Annotated in this window: 19 protein-coding genes; 13 read left to right on the top strand and 6 right to left on the bottom strand. The window is 76.0% G+C overall.

The genetic code is table 11. The annotated features are described in order from the left end of the window. Positions 1-14: 14 nt before the first annotated feature. The 3 genes from P3H78_RS23165 to P3H78_RS23155 all read right to left on the bottom strand — a co-directional run bounded on the left by P3H78_RS23165 (position 15) and on the right by P3H78_RS23155 (position 2,741). On the bottom strand, positions 15-236 hold the full coding sequence (locus P3H78_RS23165) for a hypothetical protein (protein WP_276111048.1): 222 nt from the start codon (positions 234-236) through the stop codon (positions 15-17). A 79-nt stretch (positions 237-315) separates the two neighbouring features. Further along, positions 316-765: a (2Fe-2S) ferredoxin domain-containing protein gene (locus tag P3H78_RS23160; RefSeq protein WP_276111047.1), complete on the bottom strand. Its 450-nt coding sequence runs from the start codon at positions 763-765 to the stop codon at positions 316-318. Then, complete coding sequence (locus P3H78_RS23155) at positions 762-2,741, bottom strand: heavy metal translocating P-type ATPase (RefSeq protein ID WP_276111046.1); 1,980 nt, start codon at positions 2,739-2,741, stop codon at positions 762-764. The genes P3H78_RS23160 and P3H78_RS23155 overlap by 4 nt, the downstream gene beginning before the upstream one ends. A 147-nt stretch (positions 2,742-2,888) precedes the next feature. Here P3H78_RS23155 and P3H78_RS23150 point away from each other — a divergent pair, with 147 nt between their 5' ends. Both P3H78_RS23150 and P3H78_RS23145 read left to right on the top strand, forming a co-directional pair. After that, positions 2,889-3,272 carry an ArsR/SmtB family transcription factor gene (locus tag P3H78_RS23150; protein ID WP_276111045.1) on the top strand — a complete coding sequence of 128 codons (384 nt, stop codon included), beginning with the start codon at positions 2,889-2,891 and terminating at the stop codon, positions 3,270-3,272. 140 nt (positions 3,273-3,412) lie between these two features. Next, on the top strand, positions 3,413-4,663 hold the full coding sequence (locus P3H78_RS23145) for a SpoIIE family protein phosphatase (protein WP_276111044.1): 1,251 nt from the start codon (positions 3,413-3,415) through the stop codon (positions 4,661-4,663). 58 nt (positions 4,664-4,721) lie between these two features. On the opposite strand, the gene P3H78_RS23140 is transcribed toward P3H78_RS23145, so the two are convergent. Then, entirely contained in the window at positions 4,722-4,946 is a 225-nt protein-coding gene (locus P3H78_RS23140) for a hypothetical protein (RefSeq protein WP_276111043.1), read from the bottom strand. A gap of 133 nt (positions 4,947-5,079) precedes the next feature. Here P3H78_RS23140 and P3H78_RS23135 point away from each other — a divergent pair, with 133 nt between their 5' ends. From P3H78_RS23135 to P3H78_RS23100, 8 genes are all read left to right on the top strand, one after another. Then, a complete protein-coding gene (locus P3H78_RS23135; protein ID WP_276111042.1) occupies positions 5,080-8,295 on the top strand; it encodes an AfsR/SARP family transcriptional regulator in 3,216 nt (1,071 codons plus the stop codon). 68 nt (positions 8,296-8,363) lie between these two features. Next, the gene (locus tag P3H78_RS23130; RefSeq protein WP_276111041.1) at positions 8,364-9,776 is read left to right on the top strand and encodes an FAD-binding oxidoreductase; all 1,413 of its coding nucleotides are present in this window, start codon (positions 8,364-8,366) and stop codon (positions 9,774-9,776) included. 106 nt (positions 9,777-9,882) lie between these two features. After that, on the top strand, positions 9,883-10,731 hold the full coding sequence (locus P3H78_RS23125; RefSeq protein ID WP_276111040.1) for an STAS domain-containing protein: 849 nt from the start codon (positions 9,883-9,885) through the stop codon (positions 10,729-10,731). Then, on the top strand, positions 10,728-11,105 hold the full coding sequence (locus tag P3H78_RS23120; RefSeq protein ID WP_276111039.1) for an STAS domain-containing protein: 378 nt from the start codon (positions 10,728-10,730) through the stop codon (positions 11,103-11,105). Before P3H78_RS23125 ends, P3H78_RS23120 begins: the two co-directional genes overlap by 4 nt. Beyond that, positions 11,102-11,521, top strand: a complete 420-nt coding sequence (locus tag P3H78_RS23115; protein ID WP_276111038.1) for an anti-sigma regulatory factor — start codon at positions 11,102-11,104, stop codon at positions 11,519-11,521. The genes P3H78_RS23120 and P3H78_RS23115 overlap by 4 nt, the downstream gene beginning before the upstream one ends. Next, complete coding sequence (locus P3H78_RS23110) at positions 11,509-12,561, top strand: anti-sigma regulatory factor (protein ID WP_276111037.1); 1,053 nt, start codon at positions 11,509-11,511, stop codon at positions 12,559-12,561. The genes P3H78_RS23115 and P3H78_RS23110 overlap by 13 nt, the downstream gene beginning before the upstream one ends. 583 nt (positions 12,562-13,144) lie before the next feature. After that, positions 13,145-13,543: a hypothetical protein gene (locus P3H78_RS23105; RefSeq protein ID WP_438828022.1), complete on the top strand. Its 399-nt coding sequence runs from the start codon at positions 13,145-13,147 to the stop codon at positions 13,541-13,543. Positions 13,544-13,841: 298 nt separating this feature from the next. Next, the gene (locus tag P3H78_RS23100; RefSeq protein WP_276111036.1) at positions 13,842-15,161 is read left to right on the top strand and encodes a PP2C family protein-serine/threonine phosphatase; all 1,320 of its coding nucleotides are present in this window, start codon (positions 13,842-13,844) and stop codon (positions 15,159-15,161) included. Positions 15,162-15,409: 248 nt separating this feature from the next. Here the strand turns inward: P3H78_RS23100 and P3H78_RS23095 are convergent, their stop codons facing one another. Then, positions 15,410-17,518 (bottom strand): SpoIIE family protein phosphatase, encoded by a 2,109-nt coding sequence (locus P3H78_RS23095; protein WP_276111035.1) that lies wholly within the window; start codon positions 17,516-17,518, stop codon positions 15,410-15,412. Between the two features lie 195 nt (positions 17,519-17,713). On the opposite strand from P3H78_RS23095, the gene P3H78_RS23090 reads away from it, so the two are divergent. After that, a complete protein-coding gene (locus P3H78_RS23090) occupies positions 17,714-18,127 on the top strand; it encodes a hypothetical protein (RefSeq protein ID WP_276111034.1) in 414 nt (137 codons plus the stop codon). Between the two features lie 73 nt (positions 18,128-18,200). Here P3H78_RS23090 and P3H78_RS23085 read toward each other — a convergent pair whose 3' ends face one another. Further along, entirely contained in the window at positions 18,201-19,034 is an 834-nt protein-coding gene (locus P3H78_RS23085; RefSeq protein ID WP_438828021.1) for a maleylpyruvate isomerase family mycothiol-dependent enzyme, read from the bottom strand. Positions 19,035-19,201: 167 nt separating this feature from the next. Here P3H78_RS23085 and P3H78_RS23080 point away from each other — a divergent pair, with 167 nt between their 5' ends. After that, on the top strand, positions 19,202-19,753 hold the full coding sequence (locus tag P3H78_RS23080; protein ID WP_276111033.1) for a GNAT family N-acetyltransferase: 552 nt from the start codon (positions 19,202-19,204) through the stop codon (positions 19,751-19,753). A gap of 167 nt (positions 19,754-19,920) precedes the next feature. After that, positions 19,921-20,985 carry a LacI family DNA-binding transcriptional regulator gene (locus P3H78_RS23075; RefSeq protein WP_276111032.1) on the top strand — a complete coding sequence of 355 codons (1,065 nt, stop codon included), beginning with the start codon at positions 19,921-19,923 and terminating at the stop codon, positions 20,983-20,985. The last annotated feature ends 50 nt before the right edge of the window (positions 20,986-21,035 follow it).

The following is a 21,035-nucleotide window of genomic DNA, read 5'->3' as shown; positions in this document are numbered from 1 at the left end:
CACCGGGCGCCCGGTCAGAACAGGCGGTCCTGCCGGACGGCCGGGGGAGCGGTGCGGCGCACCCGGTGTGCCGCGCGCTTCGCGGGTTCGTCGCCGAACAGCGGGTCCGTGCCGCACGCGTCCGGTTCGGCCGGTATGGCGACGGGCCCGCCGCCGATCGCCAGGCACAGCGGCTCGTCGAGGTCGAAGTCCCCGGGCGTCATGCCCCTCCAGTCGCGGCCCTGCTGCTCGCTCAAGCGTCTCCTCACGCCGTCCGGCGGTCCCGTGCTTCCCCGACAGGTGCCCGCACCGCGACCGGTCACGGGCGGGTCCAGCTTATGCGCGCCGTGATCGCCGGGCTCCGTCACCCGGGCCCGGTCGGTCCTCGACGGCCCGCCGTACCCGCCGCGACGGGGAGAACACGTACAGGTCCAGGAGCTCCGGCGGGTCGGCGAGGCCGGGTCCGCCCGCGGCGACCCGGGCGGTGATGTCGGCCACGGCACCCGGGTCGTTGACCAGGCCGAGCCAGACGGGGCGCCCGCCCGCGGCACGACCGGCCGAGGACGGCTGCACGACCACGACGTCGGCCTGCTCGCAGGCGTCGAGGCAGTCGACGACCCGGACCTGGGCGGCGGCGCCGAGCCCGGCCCGCAGCGCGGCGAGTTGGGCCGCGTGGTCGACCCCGGGGATCTTGCCGGTGCCGCAGCAGCAGCCCCGGCACACGGAGACCGTGCACCGGGGAGCCGCCTGCGCGGGCACCGTGGCGCGGCCGGCGCGGCGGCTCATCCGGCGGCCCGCTTCCAGGCCGCCTCGCGCAGCAGCCGCAGCCCGTTGAGGCCGACGACGACGGTGGAGCCCTCGTGGCCCGCCACGCCCAGCGGCAGCGGCAGGGTGCCGGCGAGGTCCCAGACGACCAGCCCGGCGATGAACACGCCGGCGACGACGAGGTTGCCGACGACGAGCCTGCGGGCCCGGCGCGACAGGGAGATCACAGCGGGAACGGTAGCAAGCTCGTCGCGGACGACCACCGCGTCGGCGGTCTCCACCGCCAGGTCCGAGCCGACTTTGCCGAGGGCGACCCCGGTGTGCGCGGCGGCCAGTGCCGGCGCGTCGTTGACGCCGTCGCCGACCACCAGCACCCTGCGGCCCGCCGCCGCCAACTCCCGTACCGCGGCCGCCTTCTCCTGCGGCAGCAGTCCGGCCCGCACCTCCTCGACGCCCGCCTCGGCGGCGAGCCGCGCGGCGGCCCGCGGGTTGTCGCCGGTGAGCAGCAGCGGCCGGGACCCGGTGAGCGACGCCAGCGCGGACACCGTCGCGGCCGCGCCCGGACGCAGCCGGTCCGCGACGCCGAGCACCCCCGCCGGCTCTCCGTCCACCACGACCACGACGGCCGTCCGGCCGCCCTCCTCCAGCTCCCCGGCGATCGCGTCGGCCAGCGCCGTACCCGCGCCTGCGCCCGCGGGCAGCAGCCGCGCCGGGGCCCCCACGGCGACCGTGCGGTCCCCGACGGTCGCCGTCACGCCGACGCCGGGCGTGGCGGCGAAGTCCTCCGCGGGGGGCAGGGCGAGCCCGCGCTCCCGCGCCGCGGCGACGACGGCCCGCGCCAGCGGGTGCTCGGCGGCATGCTCCGCGGCGGCCGCCAGCGTCAGCAACGTGCCTTCGTCCACGCCGGATCCGGGGCACGGGCGCACGTCGGCCACCCGCGGCGTCCCCTCGGTCAGCGTGCCGGTCTTGTCCAGTGCCACCGCGTCGACCTGCCCGAGCCGCTCCATCACCACCGCGGACTTGACCAGCACTCCGTGCCGTCCCGCGATGGCGACGGCGGCCAGCAGGGGCGGCATGGTGGCCAGGACCACGGCGCACGGCGAGGCCACGATCATGAACGTCATGGCCCGCAGCAGCGCGCCGTCGAGCGGCGCCCCGAGGGACAGCGGAACCAGGAACACGGCGAGGGTCGCCGCCACCATGCCGAGCGCGTACCGCTGTTCGACCCGCTCGACGAACAACTGGGTGGGCGCCTTCGTCGCCGACGCCTCCTGCACCATGCGCACGATGCGGGCGATCACCGTGTCGGACGGGTCCCGCCCGACCCGGACGCGGAGGGCGCCGGTGCCGTTCAGGGTGCCGGCGAAGACCTCGTCGCCGGGTTCCTTGGCCACGGGCAGCGGCTCGCCGGTGACGGTGGCCTGGTCGACGTCGCTCGCACCGGAGAGGACCCGTCCGTCGGCGCCGACGCGCTCACCGGGCCGTACGAGGACGGTGTCGCCGACGGCCAGCTCCGCGACGGCGACGGCCTCCTCGGTGCCGTCGGCGCGCAACCGGGCGGCCGAGGCCGGGGCCAGATCGAGGAGCCCGCGGACGGAGTCGGCGGTGCGTGCCGTGGCCAGCGCCTCCAAAGCGCCGGAGGTGGCGAAGATGACGATGAGCAGGGCGCCGTCCGTGACCTGCCCGATCGCCGCCGCACCCAGCGCGGCGACGACCATCAGCAGGTCGACGTCCAGGGTGCGTTCGCGCAGCGCCCGCAGTCCGGCGAGGCCCGGCTCCCAGCCGCCGCACGCGTACGTGAGCGCGTACAGGGGGCCCCACGTCCAGGACGGGGCGCCGGTCAGGTGCAGCGGCAGCGCCAGCAGGAAGCACACGGTGGCCGCGGCCGCCCAGCGCGCCTCGGGCAGCGCGAGGACGCGGGTGCGGCGCCGGGGCGCGCCGCCGGCGGCGCCGGGTGCGGCCCGGCCGGCCGGGGCGGGGGCGAGGACGGAGGTCATCGGGGCTGGGTCCTTCGGCGGGGGAGCGGGGGCAGGGGGTGCGGGCGGCCGCGCGGTGGCGACCCGTCCCGTCACCGTACAGGATCACATGAAGAGGCATTCATTCGTTCATGCGTACCGGGCGGGTGTCTCCGTAGGATGAGCGGCATGGGCCACGGAGCTGACGCCAAGACCACCGCCACCGCACGCGAGCGCCTGGAGTCCGTGGGCGCCGCCGAGGTGGCCGCCACCCTCCAGGCCCTCGCCACCCCCTCCCGGCTGCGGATCCTCGCCCGCCTCCAGGAGGGCCCCTGCGCGGCGACGGAACTCGCCGGCGCCGTCGGCATGGAGCAGTCCGCCTGCTCCCACCAGCTCCGCCTGCTGCGCAACCTCGGCCTGGTCACCGGCGAGCGCCGCGGCCGCTCGGTCATCTACGCCCTCTACGACGACCACGTCGCCGAACTCCTGGAGCAGGCGCTCTACCACGTCGAGCACCTGCGCCTCGGCCTGCGCGACACCCCGTCCCCGGCCGCGGCCGCCGGACCCCGCTGAGCCCTCCCGGCCCGCCCGCACCCCGCCGGCACCCGTCCGCGCGCCGCTCGCGCACCGGAACGGACGACGTGGGGGAGCCGGGCCCGCCCGGGGACCCTAGATTGAGAGCAGCGGGTGCACACCGGCGGGACGGAACGACGATGAATCCGAGTGTCGATCATGCCGCGCTGTTCGCGGCCACGCCCAGCCCCTACCTGGTCCTCGGCCCCGACCTGGTGATCGTGGACGTCAACGACGCCTACCTGGAGGTCACCGGCCGGACCTACGACGAGCTGGTCGGCAGGTACATGTTCGAGGCGATGCCCGACAACCCCGCCGACCCCGAGGCCGACGGCGTGCGCAACCTCAACGCCTCCCTGCACCGCGTGCTCGCCACCGGGCGCCCCGACACCATGGCCCTCCAGAAGTACGACATCCCCGTCCACGGCCGGCCCGGCGTCTTCGAGGACCGCTGGTGGTCCCCGGTCAACACCCCCGTCCTCGGCACCGACGGGCAGGTCGCCTGGATCATCCACCGCGTCGAGGACGTCACCGCCTACATGAAGGCGCGCCGTGCCGCCCATCCGGACGCCCACCTCGGCGGCCAGCTGGGGTCCACCCAGGCCCTGGAGGCCGAGCTGTACGCCCGCGCACGGGAGCTGCAACGGCTCAACGACGAGCTGCGCCAGGCCCACGCCCGCGAACGGGAGGTCGCGGTCACCTTGCAGGAGGCGATGCTGCACGTCCCCGACCTGGCCCACCACCGCAACGACGTCGCCGTGCGCTACCTGCCCGCCACCGGATCGCTCAACGTCTGCGGCGACTGGTACGACGTCGTGGACCTCGCCCCGGACCTGCTGACCCTCGCCGTCGGCGACGTCATCGGCCACGGACTCCAGGCCGCCGCCGTGATGGGCATGCTGCGCAGCGCCCTGTCCGCCGCCATCCGCGCCCAGGAGCGCCCCGCCCAGGCACTGGAGGTGCTGGGCCTGTACGCCCGCTCCGTGGAGGGAGCCCTCGGCACCACCGCGGTCAAGGTCATGGTCGACTCGCGCAGCTGCCTGATCACCTACAGCAGCGCCGGGCACCCGCCCCCGATCCTCGCCCACACCGACGGCACCCACGAACTGCTCGACCTCGCCACCGACCCGCCGCTCGGCGCCCGCCCCCAGCACGTCCCGCGCCCGCAGGCCAGCCTCCACTACCGGCGCGGCGACACCCTGGTGCTCTACACCGACGGCCTCATCGAGCGCCGCCACGAGGACATCGACGTCGGGCTCAACCGGCTGATCGACGCCGTCACCGACGGCGCCGGCCTCGGCGCCGAGCAGCTCGCCGACACCCTGCTCGCCCGCCTCGGGGTCGCCAGCGGGGGCCGCGACGACATCGCCCTCATCGTGGTCAGCCTCTGACCTGCCGCCGGAGGCGGCTCCGGCAGGGGCTCCGCACGGGTCCCGCTCGGGGGGCCGCTCACCCCCGCGTGACCGCCCACACGTCCGGGCCGCCGCCGCGCCACTCGATCCGGTGCGACTGCTCGACGTAGGCCCGGTCCGCCTCCTCGACCCCCGCCCGCTGCAGGAAGTCCGCCACGTCCAGCGGCCCGTAGGCCATGCCCAGGAAGTGCTCACCCACCCGCACCCGCCGCCCGCCGTCGTCGGCGGGCGGATACACGACCACGGGGGGTCCGGGAGCCATGGCCCCAGGATGGGCCGGGCACGGCCCCGGTGCATCCCCGGGCCCGCCGCGCCGCCCCCGCACGGCCCGGCGCACCACCGCCTCCCGCAGGTCCCCGCCCCGGCCCGGCGGTAGCCTGCTCGTGAGGACAGCCATGGCCGATGAGGTACGCATCCGGCTCCTCGGCGGGTTCCGGGTGGCGGTCGGCGACCGCCCGGTCGCCGCCGGGGCGTGGCGGCTGCGCAAGGCCCGGACCCTCCTCAAGGTCCTCTGCCTGGCCCCCGCCCACCGCATGCACCGCGAACGCCTCTACGACCTGCTGTGGCCGGACCTCGACCCGGCGGCCGCGTCGAACAACCTCCACCAGGTCCTGCACGCCGTGCGCCGGGCGCTGGCCTCCGCCGGCGCCCCCGGCGAGGTCGCCGCCCTCCGCGGCGACCTGGTCGTCCTCGCCCCCGACGGCGGGGTGCGTGTCGATCTCGACGACCTCGAGGAGGCCGTCCGGCGCGCCGCGCACGACGGCACCGCCGCCGCCCACCGGGCCGCCCTCGCCCTGGCCGGCCCCGGCCTGCTGCCCGAGGACGTCTACGAGCCCTGGGCGGAGGAGGCCGCCGCGGCCGTCGACGCCCGGCGCACCGCCCTGCGACAGGGCCTCGCCGCCGCCCTGCGGCACGAGCACCGCACCGACGACGCCATCGGCGTCCTGCGCGAGCTGACGACCGAGGACCCGCTGCACGAACCCGGGCGCCGGGAGCTGATGCAGGCCCTGGCCGACGCCGGACGGCTCGGCGAGGCACTCGCCGCCTACGAGTCCCTGCGGGACGCCCTGCGCCGCGACAGCGGCGGGGACCCCGACCCGCAGACCCGCCGCCTCTACCGCACCCTGCTCGCCGGCTCTCTCGACAGGGCCGAACCGCCGCCGGACGCCCCTCGGCACCACCTCCCCGCGCAGCCCACCGCGCTGATCGGCCGGGACCGAGAGATCGCCGAGGCGGAGCGGCTGCTCGGACGCTGCCGGCTGCTGACGCTCACCGGCGCGGGCGGCTGCGGCAAGACCCGGCTCGCCCTCGCCGTCGCCGCCCGCCGCGCCGGCGCCCACCCCGACGGCGTCCACTTCGTCGACCTCGCCGCCCTCACCGAACCCGACCTCGTCCCGGACGCCGTCGCCGCCGCGCTCGGCCTGCACCTGCCTCCGTCCGGCGGCGCCCGCGACGCCCTCCTCACCCAACTCGCCGCCCGCGACCTGCTCCTGCTCCTCGACAACTGCGAGCACCTCGTCGACGCCTGCGCCGCGCTCGCCTCCGACGTCATCGCCCGCTGCCCCCGCGTCGCCCTGCTCGCGACCAGCCGGGAACCACTGCGCAGCTACGGCGAGTGCACCTTTCGGGTGCCCTCCCTCGGACTGCCCGACCCGCACCGGCTGCCCCCCGTGGCGGACCTCGCCCGGTACGCCGCCGTACGCCTGTTCGTCGAGCGCGCCGCCGACGCCGCCCCCGGCTTCCGGCTCACCGACGCCAACGCGGCCGACGTCGCCCAGATCTGCTTCCGGCTCGACGGCATGCCCCTGGCCCTCGAACTGGCCGCCGCCCGCGTGCCCGTGCTCGCCCCGCGGCAGATCGCCGAACGCCTCGACGACGCCCTCGCCCTCCTGGCGCGCGGCACCCGGCACGGCGTCACCCGGCAGCAGACGCTCCTGGCGACCCTGGAATGGAGCCACCGGCTGCTCGACCCGGACGAACAGCGGCTGTTCCGGCGGCTCGCCGTCTTCGCCGGCGGCTTCTCCCTCGCCGCCGCCGAGGCGGTCTGCGCCGCCGACGACGACCGCCCGCGCGTGCTCGACCTCCTGGGGCGGCTGGCCGACAAGTCCCTCGTCGCCGCCGAGCCCCGCCCCGACGAGGTCCGCCACCGACTCCCCGAGACGATCCGGCAGTACGCGGCCGGGCGGCTGCGCGCCGCGGGCGAGACCGCGGCGACCGAGGCCCGGCACGGTCGGTACTACCGGGACCTGGCCGAGGAACGCGACCACGAGCCGCCCACCGGCGTCTCGGGTGCGACCGCGCTGGAATGGGAGGCCGACTACGACAACCTGCGCGCCGCCCTGCGGTCTCTGCTGCGCACCGACCCCGGCGGCGCCCTCCGCCTCGCCGTCGCCCTGCGGCTGTACTGGTCCGACCGGGGCCGCCTGGCCGAGGGCCGGCGCTGGCTGGCGGACGTCCTGGCCGCCGCGCCCGAGCCCACCCCGGAGCGGGCGCGTGCCCTGATGGGACAGGCCGTCCTCGCGATCCGCCTCGGCGACACCTCCACGCTGGACGAGGCCGGCGCGCGGATCGTCGCCGTCCACCGGCAGGGCTCCGACCGGGCCGCGCTGGCCCACGCCCACGGCCAGCAGGCCGTGCTGCTGTGGATGCGCGGCGCCTGGGACGGGGCCCGCACCGCCCTGGACCGGGCCCGCGCCCTGGCCCACGAGGCCGGCGAGCCCGCGGTCCTCGCCGCCGCCGCGCAGCTGGAGGGCATCTGGGCCGTGTACCGCGGGGCGGGCGCCGAGGCCCGCGCGGCCTGCGCCGAGAGCCTGCGGCTCCTGGACGCCGTACCGGCCGCGACCCGCCCGTTCCTGCCGGTCATGACCCCGGGCTACGCCGTCGGGACGGACGCCGCGGGCGAGGTGTCGCTGTACTTCGAGGAGACGGTGCTGGTCGGCCGCGGGGCCGGTGCGGCCCGCGCTCGCGGCTACGTCCTGGCCAACCTCGCCTGGGCGGCCCGCCTCGACGGCGACCCGGCCGGGGCCGTCGCCGCCGCAGAGGCCGCCGCGGACTGCTTCCGCACGCTCGCCGACCCGCACGGCGAGTCCCTCGCCCTCAACCTCCTCGGCGCCCTGTGCCGCACCCACGGCGACCACGGCGCCGCGCGGCGGCATCTTCAGGCCGCGCTCGCGATCCGCCGCTCCCTCGGTGACCGCCGGGAGGTGGGCGTCACCCTCGGCGGCCTGGGCCTGCTCCACCTGGCCGAGGGGGACACCGCCGCCGCCCGCTCGACCCTCGCCCGCGCCCTCGCCGGCTTCGACGAGACCGACGACCTCCCGGGCACCACCAACAGCCTCCTCCACCTCGGCCTCGTGGCCCGGGCCGAGGGGGACACCGCGGCGGCCCGCACCCTGCTGACCCGGGCCCTGCGCCTGGAACACGTCGCCGGCTCGCGCGGCGCGGCCGGCTGGGTCGCCCTCATGCTCGCCCGCCTCGGCCGGCAGGAAGGAGACACGGACGCCGCCCGCGCCGCCGAGGCCCGCGCCCGGGACCTGTTCGCACCCCTCGGCGACACCCGCGCCCCCTCCCTGCTCGCGCCCCCCGCATCCCCCGCGCAAAGCGGCTGCTGAGCCACTGCTAAGAGGCCCCGCCTACGGTCGTGTGCATCGAAGCGGAATTCCACACCGAGGAGCCGACCATGTCGATCGACACGGCGAAGGGCGTCCTGGGGGACGCCACCATCGGAGAGCTGGAGGAGAGCCTGCGCGGCACCGTCGTCCGCCCCGGCGACGCCTCCTACGACACGGCCCGCTCCGTCTGGAACGGCGCCCACGACAAGCACCCGGCCCTCGTCGTGCGCTGCGCCGGCACCGCCGACGTGATCCGCGCCGTCGAGTTCGCCCGCAGCCAGGACCTGCTGGTGGCGGTGCGCGGCGGCGCGCACAGCATCGCCGGCTTCTCCACCTGCGACGGCGGCATCGTCATCGACCTGTCGCCCATGAAGGGCGCCGTCGTCGACCCCGTGCGGCGCAGGGTGGTCGCCCAGGCCGGCCTGACCTGGGGCGACCTCGACCACGAGACCCAGGCGTTCGGCCTCGCCGTCACCGGCGGGCTCGTGTCGTCCACCGGCGTCGCCGGCTTCACCCTCGGCGGCGGGGTGGGCTGGCTGCTGCGCCGCCACGGCCTCGCCTCCGACAACCTGACCGGCGCCGAGGTCGTCACCGCCGACGGCCGCGTCGTCCACGCCGACGCCGAGGAGCACCCCGACCTGTTCTGGGCGCTGCGCGGCGGAGGCGGCAACTTCGGCATCGTGACCTCCTTCGAGTTCGCGCTCCACCCGGTCGGGCCGCAGGTCCTCGGCGGCCTGATCGTCTATCCCGCCGCACAGGCCCGCCAGGTCGTCGACCGCTGGCGCGAGGCGTGCGCCACCATGCCCGACGAGCTGACCACGCTCGTCAACCTGACCACCGCGCCCCCGCTGCCGTTCCTGCCCGAGGAGGTCCACGGCACCCGCGTCGTCGTCCTGGCCGGGCTCCACGCGGGCGACCCGGCGGCCGCCGAGCAGGCCGTGGCGCCGCTGCGCACCCTCGGCACCCCGATCGCCGACCTCATGGGCCCCCTGCCCTACCTCGGCATGCAGACGCTCCTCGACCCGCTGTGGACGGCCGGCTCGTACAACTACTTCACGTCCGCGTTCGTCGACCCCTCCGACGCCGCCGTCGACGCGCTGCTGCGCCACCACGGGGCGAGCCCGACACCGTCCAGCGAACTGCACCTGCACCAGCTGGGCGGCGCCTTCGCCCGGATGCCCGCGGACGCCACCGCCTTCAGCCAGCGGGACGCGGGCGTCCTGTGCAACGTCATCGCCCGCTCCCCGGACGGCGCCGACTTCGACGCGCACGTGGCGTGGGCCCGCGAGGCACGCGCGGACATCGCCCGCCACGGACACGGCACGATGTACGTCAACTTCACCGGCGACGCCGCACAGGACAAGGTGCGCGCCTCCTACCCGGACGCCGTCCACGCACGCCTGGTCCGGGTCAAGGACGCCTACGACCCCACCAACGTCTTCCACCTCAACCAGAACATCCGCCCCTCGTCCGCAGGATGACCCCACCCGTCCCCCCGGCGCCCCGTCCACCCGGTGCCGCCGGGCCGGTGCCGCCGTGCCGTATCGTCTGGTGGGCATATGCAACCGAGTGTCTGATGGGGTGCCCGTGGCGACGGACAGCAACACGCAGCGGCTGGTCGAGACCCTGACCGCACGGCGCGACGTTTTCGTGGGGCAGTGGGCCGACACCGTCGGCGAGGCGCTCCAGGGCCGCCTGAGCGCCGCCGAGCTGGGCCGTGAGCTGGGCGAGCTGTACGAAGCCGTCCTCCAGGGCCTCGCGTCGGGCGGGCTGAGCGGCCGGGGCGAGGCCTTCGGCGAGGTCCGCAGCCTGCTCATCGAGCTCTCCCGCAACCGGGCCCGCCAGGGCTTCACGCCCACCGAGACCGCCCGCAGCGTGTTCGCCCTGAAGGAGGTCCTCGAGCCGTCCCTCACCGGCGACGCCGAGGGCGCCCGGGTGTACCTCCAGCTCGCGCGGCTGCTCGACGACCTCGGCCTGCTCACCGCCGAGGCCTACGTCCGCACCCGCGAGGAGATCATCTCCTCGCAGGCCGAGCAGCTCCTGGAGCTGTCCACCCCGGTGGTCAAGCTGTGGGACGGCGTCGTGGGCGTGCCCCTGGTCGGCACGCTCGACTCCGCCCGCACCCAGGTCGTGATGGAGAAGCTGCTGCAGACCCTGGTCGACAGCGACTCCACCCACGCCATCATCGACATCACCGGCGTGCCCACCGTGGACACCCAGGTCGCCCAGCACCTGCTGAAGACCGTCCTCGCCGCCCGGATGATGGGCGCCCAGTGCACCATCTCCGGGATCCGGCCGCAGATAGCGCAGACCATCGTGGCCCTCGGCATCGAGTTCGGTGACGTCCCCACCATCGCCTCCCTCTCCGACGCGCTGCGCCAGGCGGTCAAGGAGGTCGCCCAGGAGGCCGACGACGACGTGCGGGGCCTGCTGTGACCGACCGCGTACCCATCCTCCGGATCGGCGACGTGCTGCTGGTCTCCATCCAGGTCGAGCTGGAGGACCAGATGGTGATGGACCTCCAGGACGACCTGTCCCAGCGCATCGTCGACACCGGGGCCAGGGGCGTCGTCATCGACATCTCCGGCCTCGACGTCGTCGACTCCTTCGTCGGCCGGATGCTCGCCACCAACGCCGCCATCTCACGGATGCTGGGCGCCGAGACGATCGTCGTCGGCATGCGCCCGGCCGTCGCGATGACCCTCGTCGAACTGGGCCTGTCCCTGAAGGGAGTGCGGACCGCGCTCAACCTGGAGCGTGGACTGAAGCTCCTGCGGCGCCTCGCCGCGGGACCCGCGGACCGCGCATGAGGGACTACGCGGCGACGGGCGCCCCGCCCGAGTCCCTGTCGGTCGGCAACAGCAGCGACGTGGTCATGGCCCGGCAGCTGGTGCGGACCCTCGCCCAGCGGACCGGCCTGTCGCTCGTCCACCAGACCAAGCTCGTCACCGCGGCCAGCGAGCTGGGGCGCAACATGCTCATCCACGGCGGGGGTGGCATCGTGCGCGCGGCCACCGTCGACGACGCCGGCCGGACCGGCGTCTACGTCGAGTTCGAGGACCGCGGCCCCGGCATAGCGGACATCGAACTGGCCCTCACCGACGGCTGGACCTCCGGCGACGGCATGGGCCTCGGGCTCAGCGGCGCACGGCGCCTCGTCGACGAGTTCGGCATCGAGTCCGGACCGGACGGGACCACCGTGCGCATTGTGAAGTGGGGGCGGTGAGCGGCACCGGCACCCTCGTCGCGGAGGCCGGCGATGTGAACTGGCTGCGCGCGGACGTCGCCCTCGCGGCGGCGGCCCGCCGGCAGGCCGGGCAGCTCGCCCGCAGCATCTGCCTGGACGAGGAGCGCGTCGCCCGCGTCGAACTGTGCGTCACCGAGATGGCGACGAACCTCCTCAAGCACGCCGAGGACGGCGCCATCGCCCTGCGCGTCGTCCGCGACCGCGACCGGGCCGGCGTCGAGTGCCTCGCCGTCGACAACGGCCCCGGCATCGACGACGTCCGCGGCGCGCTGCGCGACGGGATGTCCGCCGCCGGCAGCCTCGGCATCGGCCTGGGCGCCATCGCACGCCTGGCCGACGCCTTCGGCGTGCACTCGGTCCGCGGCCGCGGCACCGCCGTCCAGGCGCGCTTCTGGACCGGCGACGCCCCGCCCGACCCCGGCCCGGTGGACGTCGGCGGCCTGACCCGCCCCATCGGCGGCGAGCAGGTGTGCGGGGACACCTGGGCCGTGCGCACCGCGACCGGCGACGACCCCGACGTCCTCCTGCTGCTCCTGTGCGACGGCCTCGGCCACGGGCCCCTCGCGGCCCGCGCCGCCGACCGGGCCAGGGAGGCCTTCCGGGACAGTGCGCACAGCCGCCCGGCCGCGGTCCTCGAGGACGTCCACCGGGCCCTGCGCCACACCCGGGGCGCCGCGGTGGCCGTCGCCCGCGTCGACGCCGCCGCCCGGCGCGTGGAACTGACCGGGGTGGGCAACACCACCGCCCTGGTCGCCTTCGACGACCGGCGCACGGGGCTGCTCTCCCTGCCGGGCATCGTCGGCAGCCAGCTGCCCCGGCTGCGGACCTTCGAGGCCGCGTACCCGCCCGGCGCCGCCCTGATCATGCACTCCGACGGCCTCAGCGACCGCTGGGCGCCCGCCGACTTCCCCGGCCTGGTCACCCACGGTCCCGCCCTGATCGCCGCCCAGGTACTCAGCCAGGCGGCCGTCCGCAGGGACGACGCGGGCATCGTCGTGGCCACCCACCGCAGGGGGTGACACCGAGGTCCCGCCCCGGCGCGCACGAGCGACCGGCGGCGGGCCCCACCGTCCCCGCTCACCCTCGCGCCCCGGCCCGGGAGGCCCGCTCCCCGGACGCCGGCGGGGGAACGGAAGCCGACGGCCCGCCGTCCCCGTGCACCGGAGCCGGCGGGCCGATGCGCCCCGGCGGGCGCTCCTCGCGGGCTACCGCCGACGCTACGCCCGGCGGCGCACCCGGGGAAGGCCCGTCCGGACGGGCGCCCGGGAAAGGGGCTGCGCCGCGGAGTGGGTGCATCCGGAGGCGGCCGCCCGGCGGAAGAGCTCTGCGGAGGGTCTGAGCGGCGACCCTCCCATGCCCCGCCCCCCGGCCACTCCGCAAGGGAACCCACGCCGGGGGGCGGCCGGCATTCCGCCGCCGGAACCGGTGTGACGAGACGACCTGTTGCATCCACCGGGTGAACCGCACGGCCCCCTGCAACCCGATCGGCCCCGCCGGACCTCTGTAGGCATCAGCGGGCCCCGCAGCGGCTCCGCCCGAGCACCGGGGCCGTACCCGTGCGGGGCCCGCGCCCGTGACAGCCCCAGCAGCGAACGGAGCGCGATGATGCAGACCCCGACGACCGCGACCGACCGGGTGGCGGAGTACCGCGTGGCGGACGGCGACTTCTTCCCGCCGCGGGATTCCGCGCCCTGCGTGACGGACGGCGACCTTTTCCCGCCGCGGGACTCCACGTACCGCGTGACCGACGGCGACCTTTTCCCGCCGCGGGACTGCGCGCACCGCGCGGGGGACGGCGACCTCCTCCCGCCGCCGGATCCCACGCACCGCATCGCCTGCCGCATCGACCCGCGCGACCTGCGCCGCCTCGACCTGTACGCGGCCCTGACCGCGGCCGGGATCGCCCCGTGGCCGGGCGACCGCGAGGCGGTCGAGCAGCTCAGCGCCCTGCCCACCAGCGTCCACGTGGCACTGCACCGCTGGCTCGGCTCCACCGGGTGACGCGGGGCGGAGCCTGCGGCCCCGGCGGCCCGTTCCCTCCTCCCCGGACAGCAGGCGCCGGTCCGCCCCGGGCCGTCCGGGCTCCACGCACCCCCGCCTCCCGTCCCCCGGCCGCAGGCGCGCGGCCGGGGCGTCCGGCGGCCCGGACCGCCGCGGGTCCTGCCGCAGCGGGGGGTAGTCGTGACAGGCTGGCCCCGGGCAGGAGCGGTTCCTGTCGTCCGCCGGCACGCGGCGGGCCGTCCACCGGCCCGCCCGCGCCCGCGGAGCGGGTTGCGCCGAGGCACGGGAGCCGGGGGGGGTGGCGGTGGCGACGGAGACCAGCCGCATCCTGCTGGCCGCCGCGGAGGCCTTCGTGGGCGCCGCCGACGTGGCGGACGTGCGCCGCAGGGTCCGCGACCTCGTCATCAGCGACCTCGAACCGGTCTACGTCGGCCTCGTCACCCTCGTCCGGGCCGGCGACGGCGCACCGCACGCCGTCCGGGTCCTCGACCCCGAGTTCGACATCCGCCCGGAGACCGACTACCGCACGTTCGGCGTCGACGCGTCCTGGCCGACCGCGCGGGCGATGAGCAGCAACCGCATCGTGACCGTCACCAGCCGCGCCGAGCTGACCCGGGACTACGGGCCCGAGGCCGTCGACGTGTGGGACACCCTCGGCTTCGCCTCCCTCGCCGCGGTCCCCCTCACCGGCACCCGCGAGACGATCGGCGCGCTGATCATCGCCTGGTCCCAGCCGTACGTCCTGTCGGACGAGGAACGGGCCGTGCTGACCGCGATCGCCGCCTACGCGGCCGGCGCCACCGAGCGCGCGGTGTTCCTGGAGGAGCGCATCAGCGTCGCCCGCCGGCTCCAGCAGCACCTGCTGCCCGACGTCCGCCCGGTCGCCGGGCTCGACGTCGCCGCCCACTACCGGCCCGCCGCCACCCGGGACCTGGTCGGCGGGGACTGGTACGACGCCTACCCGGTCTCCGGCACCGGAGTGCGGGGCCGCAAGCTGGCCGTCACCATCGGCGACATCACCGGTCACAACGCCGAGGCGGCCGCGCTGATGGGGCAGGCGCGCAGCATGCTGCGGCAGGCGGACTTCGACCATCCCGGCCGGGGCCCCGCCAGCGCCGTCGAAGCGGTCGAGCAGGCGTGCTTCGCGCTCGACGTGCCGCTGAGCGGCACCCTCGTCCACGCCCACCTCGCGGCGGTGGACGACGGCTGCTGGGACGTCCACTGGACCAACGCGGGGCACCCGCCGCCGATCGTGGTCTCGCCGGACCGGGAGGTGCGCCTGCTGCACGACCACGACCGGCTGATCTTCCCTCTGCTGGGTCCCACGCGCCGCACGGTCCACCGGGTGCGGCTCCCCCCGGGCGCGATCCTGCTCCTGTACACGGACGGTCTGGTCGAGCACCGGAACACGGTCGTCGACCACCACATCGGGCGGGCGGCCCGGATCCTGGCGGAGGAGGCCGCCCGCGGCACCCCACTGCCCGGGATCCTGGCCCGGCTCGCCGCGGAGGTGCCGCCGAGCAGCGGCGCCGACGACCTCGCCCTGCTGGTCGTGCGCTGCGCGTCAGGCCGCCTGCCGCCGCCCCGGTCCGCCGACCCGGCCCCCGCCGCCCCCTGACACCCCGCGTGCGCCGTCGTGCGATGTACGCGCCCGGCGCACGCGGCACCGCCAGTGCTGTGGCCGGACAGGTGTGCCGGGAAGCTCGCGGCGTCGGGTGCCGGGGGCACCTCCCACGCCGTTCAGGCTGTGGGGGAGCATCGCAGGGCGGAGCGTCGCCCGCGTACGGGATGTACCCGGGTGAGGCGACACCGCAGGGAGGTGCCGTGCCGGGCGTCGCGAGCCGGTGAACCTTCCCGGTCACAGCATCAGGGCGCCCCGGGTGCGCTCAGAGGGGTCGCGCGGGCGATCAGCAGCGCCACGTCGTCGTGGTCGTCGGGGTGCCGCAGATGGCGCAGCAGCCGGTCGCAGGTCTCCTCCAGGGGGGAGTCGGGCGGGCCGAGGAGGCCGAGCAGCGTGTCGAGGCGCTCGTCGATGGGCTGGTCCCGGGTCTCGACCAGGCCGTCGGTGTAGAGGACGAGCCGGTCGCCGGGCGCGAACGGGACGGCGGTGTCCTCGAACGGCACCCCGCCGACGCCGAGCGGCGTGCCGGTGGGCAGGTCGAGCAGCCTTGGCGGCCGCCCGTCCCGGACGAGGATCGGGGGAAGGTGTCCCGCGTTGGCGATCCGGCACTGGGCACGGTGCGGGTCGTAGGTGGCGTAGAGGCAGGTGGCGATGTACTGCTCCAGCCGGGCCGTGGTCGTGTCGAGGTGCTGGAGGACCTCGGCCGGGTCGAGCCGTACGTCGGTGAACGCGGTCGTGGCGGTCCGCAGGCGTCCCATGGCCGCGGCGGCGTCGATGCCGCTGCCCATGACGTCCCCGACCACGAGCGCGGTCCGCTCGCCGTCGAGCGGCAGCACGTCGTACCAGTCGCCGCCGACCTCGTAGGCGGCCTGCGCGGGCAGATAGCGGGAGGCCACCTCCAGGCCGGGCAGCCGGGGCGGATGGTCGGGCAGGAGACTGCGCTGCAGGGTCTCGGCGGCGCTGCGCACGCTCTGGTGGGTGCGGGCGTTGTCGATGCACACCGCGGCGCGGGAGGCCAACTCGGTCGCGATGGCCAGGTCGTCCTCGTCGAACGGCCGCGGGTCGCGGGCCCGGGTGAGACCGAGGAAGCCGAGGACGGCACCCCGCGCGGCGAGCGGCACGGCCATGTACGAGTGCACCCCGGCGCGGGCCAGCAGGACGGCCGACTGCTCGTCGCGGGCGATGCGCGTCAGGTCCCCGCCGTCGGCCTGGGGCACCAGGACGGGGCGGCCCGAGCGCACGCACCGGGTGGCCAGGCGGTCGGCGTCGTACGAGGCGATCATGCCGGGGGTGTCGGCGGCCAGCACGGCCTCGGTGGGGTAGGCGGCCTTGACCGCCAGCGCCCGGAAGAGCGCGGGACCGTCGGCCGTGGCGGGCTGGTGCTCGTTGACGGCGGAGTCCAGGACGTCGACCGCGACCACGTCGGCGAACTCGGGCACCGTGACGTCGGCCAGTTCGCGGGCCGTCTGCTCCACCTCCAGGGTGGTGCCGATGCGGGCCGACCCGTCGGCGACCAGGGCCAGGCGCCGCCGTGTCTCGCTGGCCTCCAGCGCGGACCGGTAGCGGGCGGACACGTCCACCACGAGGTCCGCGACGCCGAGCACGCGTCCCTGGGTGTCCTCCAGCCGGTAGAGCGAGATCGACCAGGCGTGGCGCCGCTCCGGGTCGGCGGGGGTCGAGGCGACGATCGTGGAGTGGTCGACCAGCGGCGTGCCGCTGTCGAGGACCCGCTGCATCGCGGCCTCGTTCACCTCGAACCGGGCGTCCTTCATGATCTCACGGTAGTGCCGGCCCAGGTGCTCCTTCGCGGGGACGCCGTGCATGCGCTCCAGGGCGGGGTTGATGGCCACGTACCGCAGATCGGTGTCGAGGATGGCCACGCCGATGGGGGACTGCGCGATCAGCCGGGTGGACAGGGCGACGTCCCGCTCCACCTCGCGCAGCGTCGGCGAGTCCGTGCCGAGCCCGAGGGCGTAGACCTGGCCGCGGTCGTTCTGCAGACGCATGGTGCGCAGTTCCACCGCACGGGTGCTGCCGTCCTTGCGGCGGATGGGGAAGGTCCCGCTCCAGCTCTCGCCCTTCTGCATGACCTCGCTGAACTTCTTGATCACCCACCCCCAGTGCTCCTCGTGCACGAGCAGGTGCGTGGCGTACTGGCCGAGCGCCTCCTCGGAGGTGTACCCGTACAGTTCCTCGGCCTGCGGGCTCCACAGGACGACCCGGCCCTCGGGGTTCAGCACCACCGCGGCCACCCCGAGCAGGTCCATCAGCCCGCTCGGCTGCAGCGGCTCGCCCCCCGGCCGGCGGGCGTCGGCCCACCCGAGGTCCACGGGCAGTCCATCGGCTTCGCTCATGAAGGGCACCCTTCTCCCGGCCGGGGCGCCACCGGGTCCCTCGCCGCCCGCCGGGGCGGGTCGTCCGGGGCCAGGGGACGCTCCGTCTCCCATGGTCCCTCCGGCCCACCCGACCCCGCACCCCGCACCCCGGGGCCGGGCACGGCGACGGGGGAGCGGCCCCGCCCGCGGTGTGTTCATGCCATGATCGGCGGCATGAGCTCAGACACCGGACACACGGGGATCGTCCACTGGCGGCGCAGCGTGTGGAACGGCGCCCGCTGTGAGCCCGTGCTGGTCACCCTGCGTCCCGACGGCCTGCGTCTCCAGGACCGCTCCCTCCAAACCGTCCTGCAGGCCGACCCGCGCGCGGTCACCGGCCGCCTCACCCGGCTCGGCACCCTCGTGCTGACCGTCGACGGACGCCGCTACGCCCTCGTCGGACGCGGCGCCTCCCTGTCCCCCGCGCCGAGCGCCGGGCAGCAGCGGGCCGTGGACGGCACCCGGCGGGAGACGTCCGAGCCCGCCGCGGCCGGCGGCGTCGTGGACGCGCTGCTCAACGGTGGTGCGGCGGCCCGGATGCGTGCCTGGCACGCCCGACTCGCGGCCGCCGGAGCCCGGTTGAGCTGACCGGAGCGGGGGGCGGTACCGGAGGAGCCGTCGCCGGACGCCGCGGGCGGACCGGCCGGCCGGCCCTCCGGGATCAGGGTGCGGTGAACAGTTCGGGGAAGCGGGGCGCCAGCCAGGGCCTGCGACCCCAGGCGACCACCTCGCCGCGGGCGATGGCCGCCCACGGGTTGCGGCGGCCCAGCGCGATCAGGAGGAAGGCGACCGGCTCGACGAGGAGGGTGCAGTCCGGCCGGTCCGGCGCCTCGCCCAGGATCTCGACCGCGCCGTCGGTCACCAGCACGCCGAAGCCGCCGCCGCCCCGGAGCCGCAGCGCGTAGCGGGCCGACAGACCGGCGACCGCGCGCTCGTCGGTCACCCGCGGCATCACCGCCAGCATGAACGGCATGCACAGCTCCGCCCGTCCGCGGTCGATCATGTGCGGACGGCCGAGGGCGCGGGCGAGGTCGTACCCGTGGCCGAGCATGTGCGTCAGCAGGTACGACGCGAAAACGGCCCGGCTCATCATGCCGAGGGGCGTGCGGACCGGGGCGTCCGGGGTTCCGTCCTCCGCGGCCCGCGCCACCGCGTCGAGGAACGCCTCGGCCTGTTCCGTGATCATGGCGGCCAGCGGTTCCGCCCGGCGCTCCGGGAACACCGCGAGCGCCTCGGCGTTGGCCGCGGTCAGGCTCTGCGGGGTGCCGTCGCCGTAGGGCCGCTCCTGACCGGCGGCGACCTGGGCCATCAGCTCGTTGGCCTGGGCCAGGTGCGCGGCGGCCTCGCCGAGCGTCCACTCCGACCGGGGCACGGCCACCGAGGTGTCGGGCGCGGTGAGGAGCAGCGCGGCGATGTCGCCCGCCGTGCCGCATATCGCCTGCCCCAGACCCTCGGGCAGGAGCCCGTCGATGTCCTGCCGCACGATCGGATCCACGTCGCCCGCTCCTTCTCGGTCGCCCGCGCCCTTCGCGCAGGTGGCGGGCGTACCCAACCAGACGCCGACGGTCCCCGGCAAGGGTCCGGAACGACTCCCTCCGCCAGGTCGCGGATCCGCCGGGAGCGGCCGCCCGTCCCGCCGCGCCGCGGTGCGATCATGGCCCGATGACCGACGCCCGGATGCCCGGCCCGTCATCTCCCGTAGAGCACGCGACCGTTGAGCGGCTCACCCACTACACCAGGGCCGACCAGGAGGACATCCTGGGCGCCGGGGGCGACCCCTTCGGCGTCGCGCACACCGGACTGACCTGGCTGCCGAAGGACCTGCATGTCGGCGTCCGGCTGGACGGCCGGCTCGTGGCCCACGCCGGCCTTCGGAGGATCCCGGTGCGGCTCGGCGGCGCCGCCACCGAGGTGATCGGCGTCGGGGGCGTGGCCGTCGCGCCCGACGTACGGGGGCGGGGGCTGGCCCGGACGGTGGTGACGTCGGCCCTGGACCACGCGCGGACGACGGGACCGTCGTACGGGCTGCTGTTCTGCCGGCCGGAGCTCGTCGCCCTCTACCGGCGGCTGGGCCGGCGGACCGTGGACCGGGAGGTCCTGGTCGAACAGCCCGAGGGGCCCGTGGTCATGCCGCTGCGGACCATGTGGACGCCGCTGCGCGACGGCGCACCCGCGCCCGGCGGCGAGGTCCGGCTGCGGTCGTACCCGATGTGAGCCCGGTGGACCGCCGGAACCGGGCCGTACGCCCCGGACCAGCCGGAAAGGGTTGCCCCACGCGCGGCGGCCCCCTAGAGTGAATGCGCTTTCATACCTACGCATGTATCTGACACGGACATGCGTGCCGACCGTACGGGGGCCCGAATCGTGAACGGAACCGCATCGTGACCGCGGCCCCCACGGTGTACGACGTGGCGGAGCGCTCCGGCGTCTCCATCGCCACCGTCTCCCGGGTCTACCGCAATCCCGACTCGGTCCGGGCGGCCACCCGCGAGCGGGTGCTCGCCGCCGCGAAGGAACTCGGCTACGTCCCCAGCGGCAACGCCCGCGGACTCGCCAGCCGCTCCACCGGCGTCCTCGGCCTCTGCTTCCCGGACTACGCCGACCCCGCCGCGGACGCCGACGACGACGACGCCGCGATGCTCTACTCGGACCAGATCATCCGCGGCATGGAACGGGCCGCCCGCCGCCACGGCTACGCCCTGCTGATCGCCGCGTCGCTGCAGGGCGGTCCGGAGAGCCTGGTCGCCAAGGTGGCCGGACGGGTGGACGGGTTCGCGGTCATGGCCCGTACCGTGCCGACCGAGGAGCTGGAGGTCATCTCCCGGCGCCGCCCGGTGGTGATGCTTGCCGGGCCGAGGGAGGGCGCCGAGTCGCTGGACCACCTCGACCACATCGAGGTCGCCAACGAGGAGGGGCAGCGCGAGCTGACCCGCCACCTGATCGAGGACCACGGGCTGCGCCGGCCCGCCTACGTCGGCACGGCCGAGGAGTCGCCGGACGTGGAGGCCCGCTTCCGCGGCTTCCGCCGCGCCTGCCGCGACGCGGGTGTCGAGGTGCCGGACGAACCGGCGGTACGGGTGGGCATGATGACCCAGGCCGAGGGTGCCCGGGCCGCCGGACTCCTGTGCGACCGACCGGGCGGGCGTCCCGACGCGTTCGTCTTCGCGAACGACCAGATGGCCGTGGGCGCGCTGCACGCACTCGAACGCCGGGGCGTCGCGGTGCCGGACGACGTGGTGGTGACCGGCTTCGACGGCATCACCCTCAGCCGTCTGGTCCGTCCCGCACTCACCACGGTGCGGCAGCCCATGGTGCGCATGGGCGAGGAGGCCACCGAGATCCTCGTCCAGCGGCTGACCGGCGAGCGGTCCGGCGACCCGGTCTCCCTGATGCTGCCGGTCAGCGTGGCCCGCCGCGCGAGCTGCGGCTGCGGCGAGGGGGAGTAGCCGACGGGGGGCGGTCCCGGGGAAACGCCGGTGCGTTCGACCGCGCGCTC

Origin of the sequence: Streptomyces tropicalis (assembly GCF_029269835.1) — a bacterium.
Taxonomy (GTDB): domain Bacteria; phylum Actinomycetota; class Actinomycetes; order Streptomycetales; family Streptomycetaceae; genus Streptomyces; species Streptomyces tropicalis.
The sequence above is the reverse complement of the archived record's forward strand: the minus strand, read 5'-3'. Positions and strand labels throughout refer to the sequence as shown.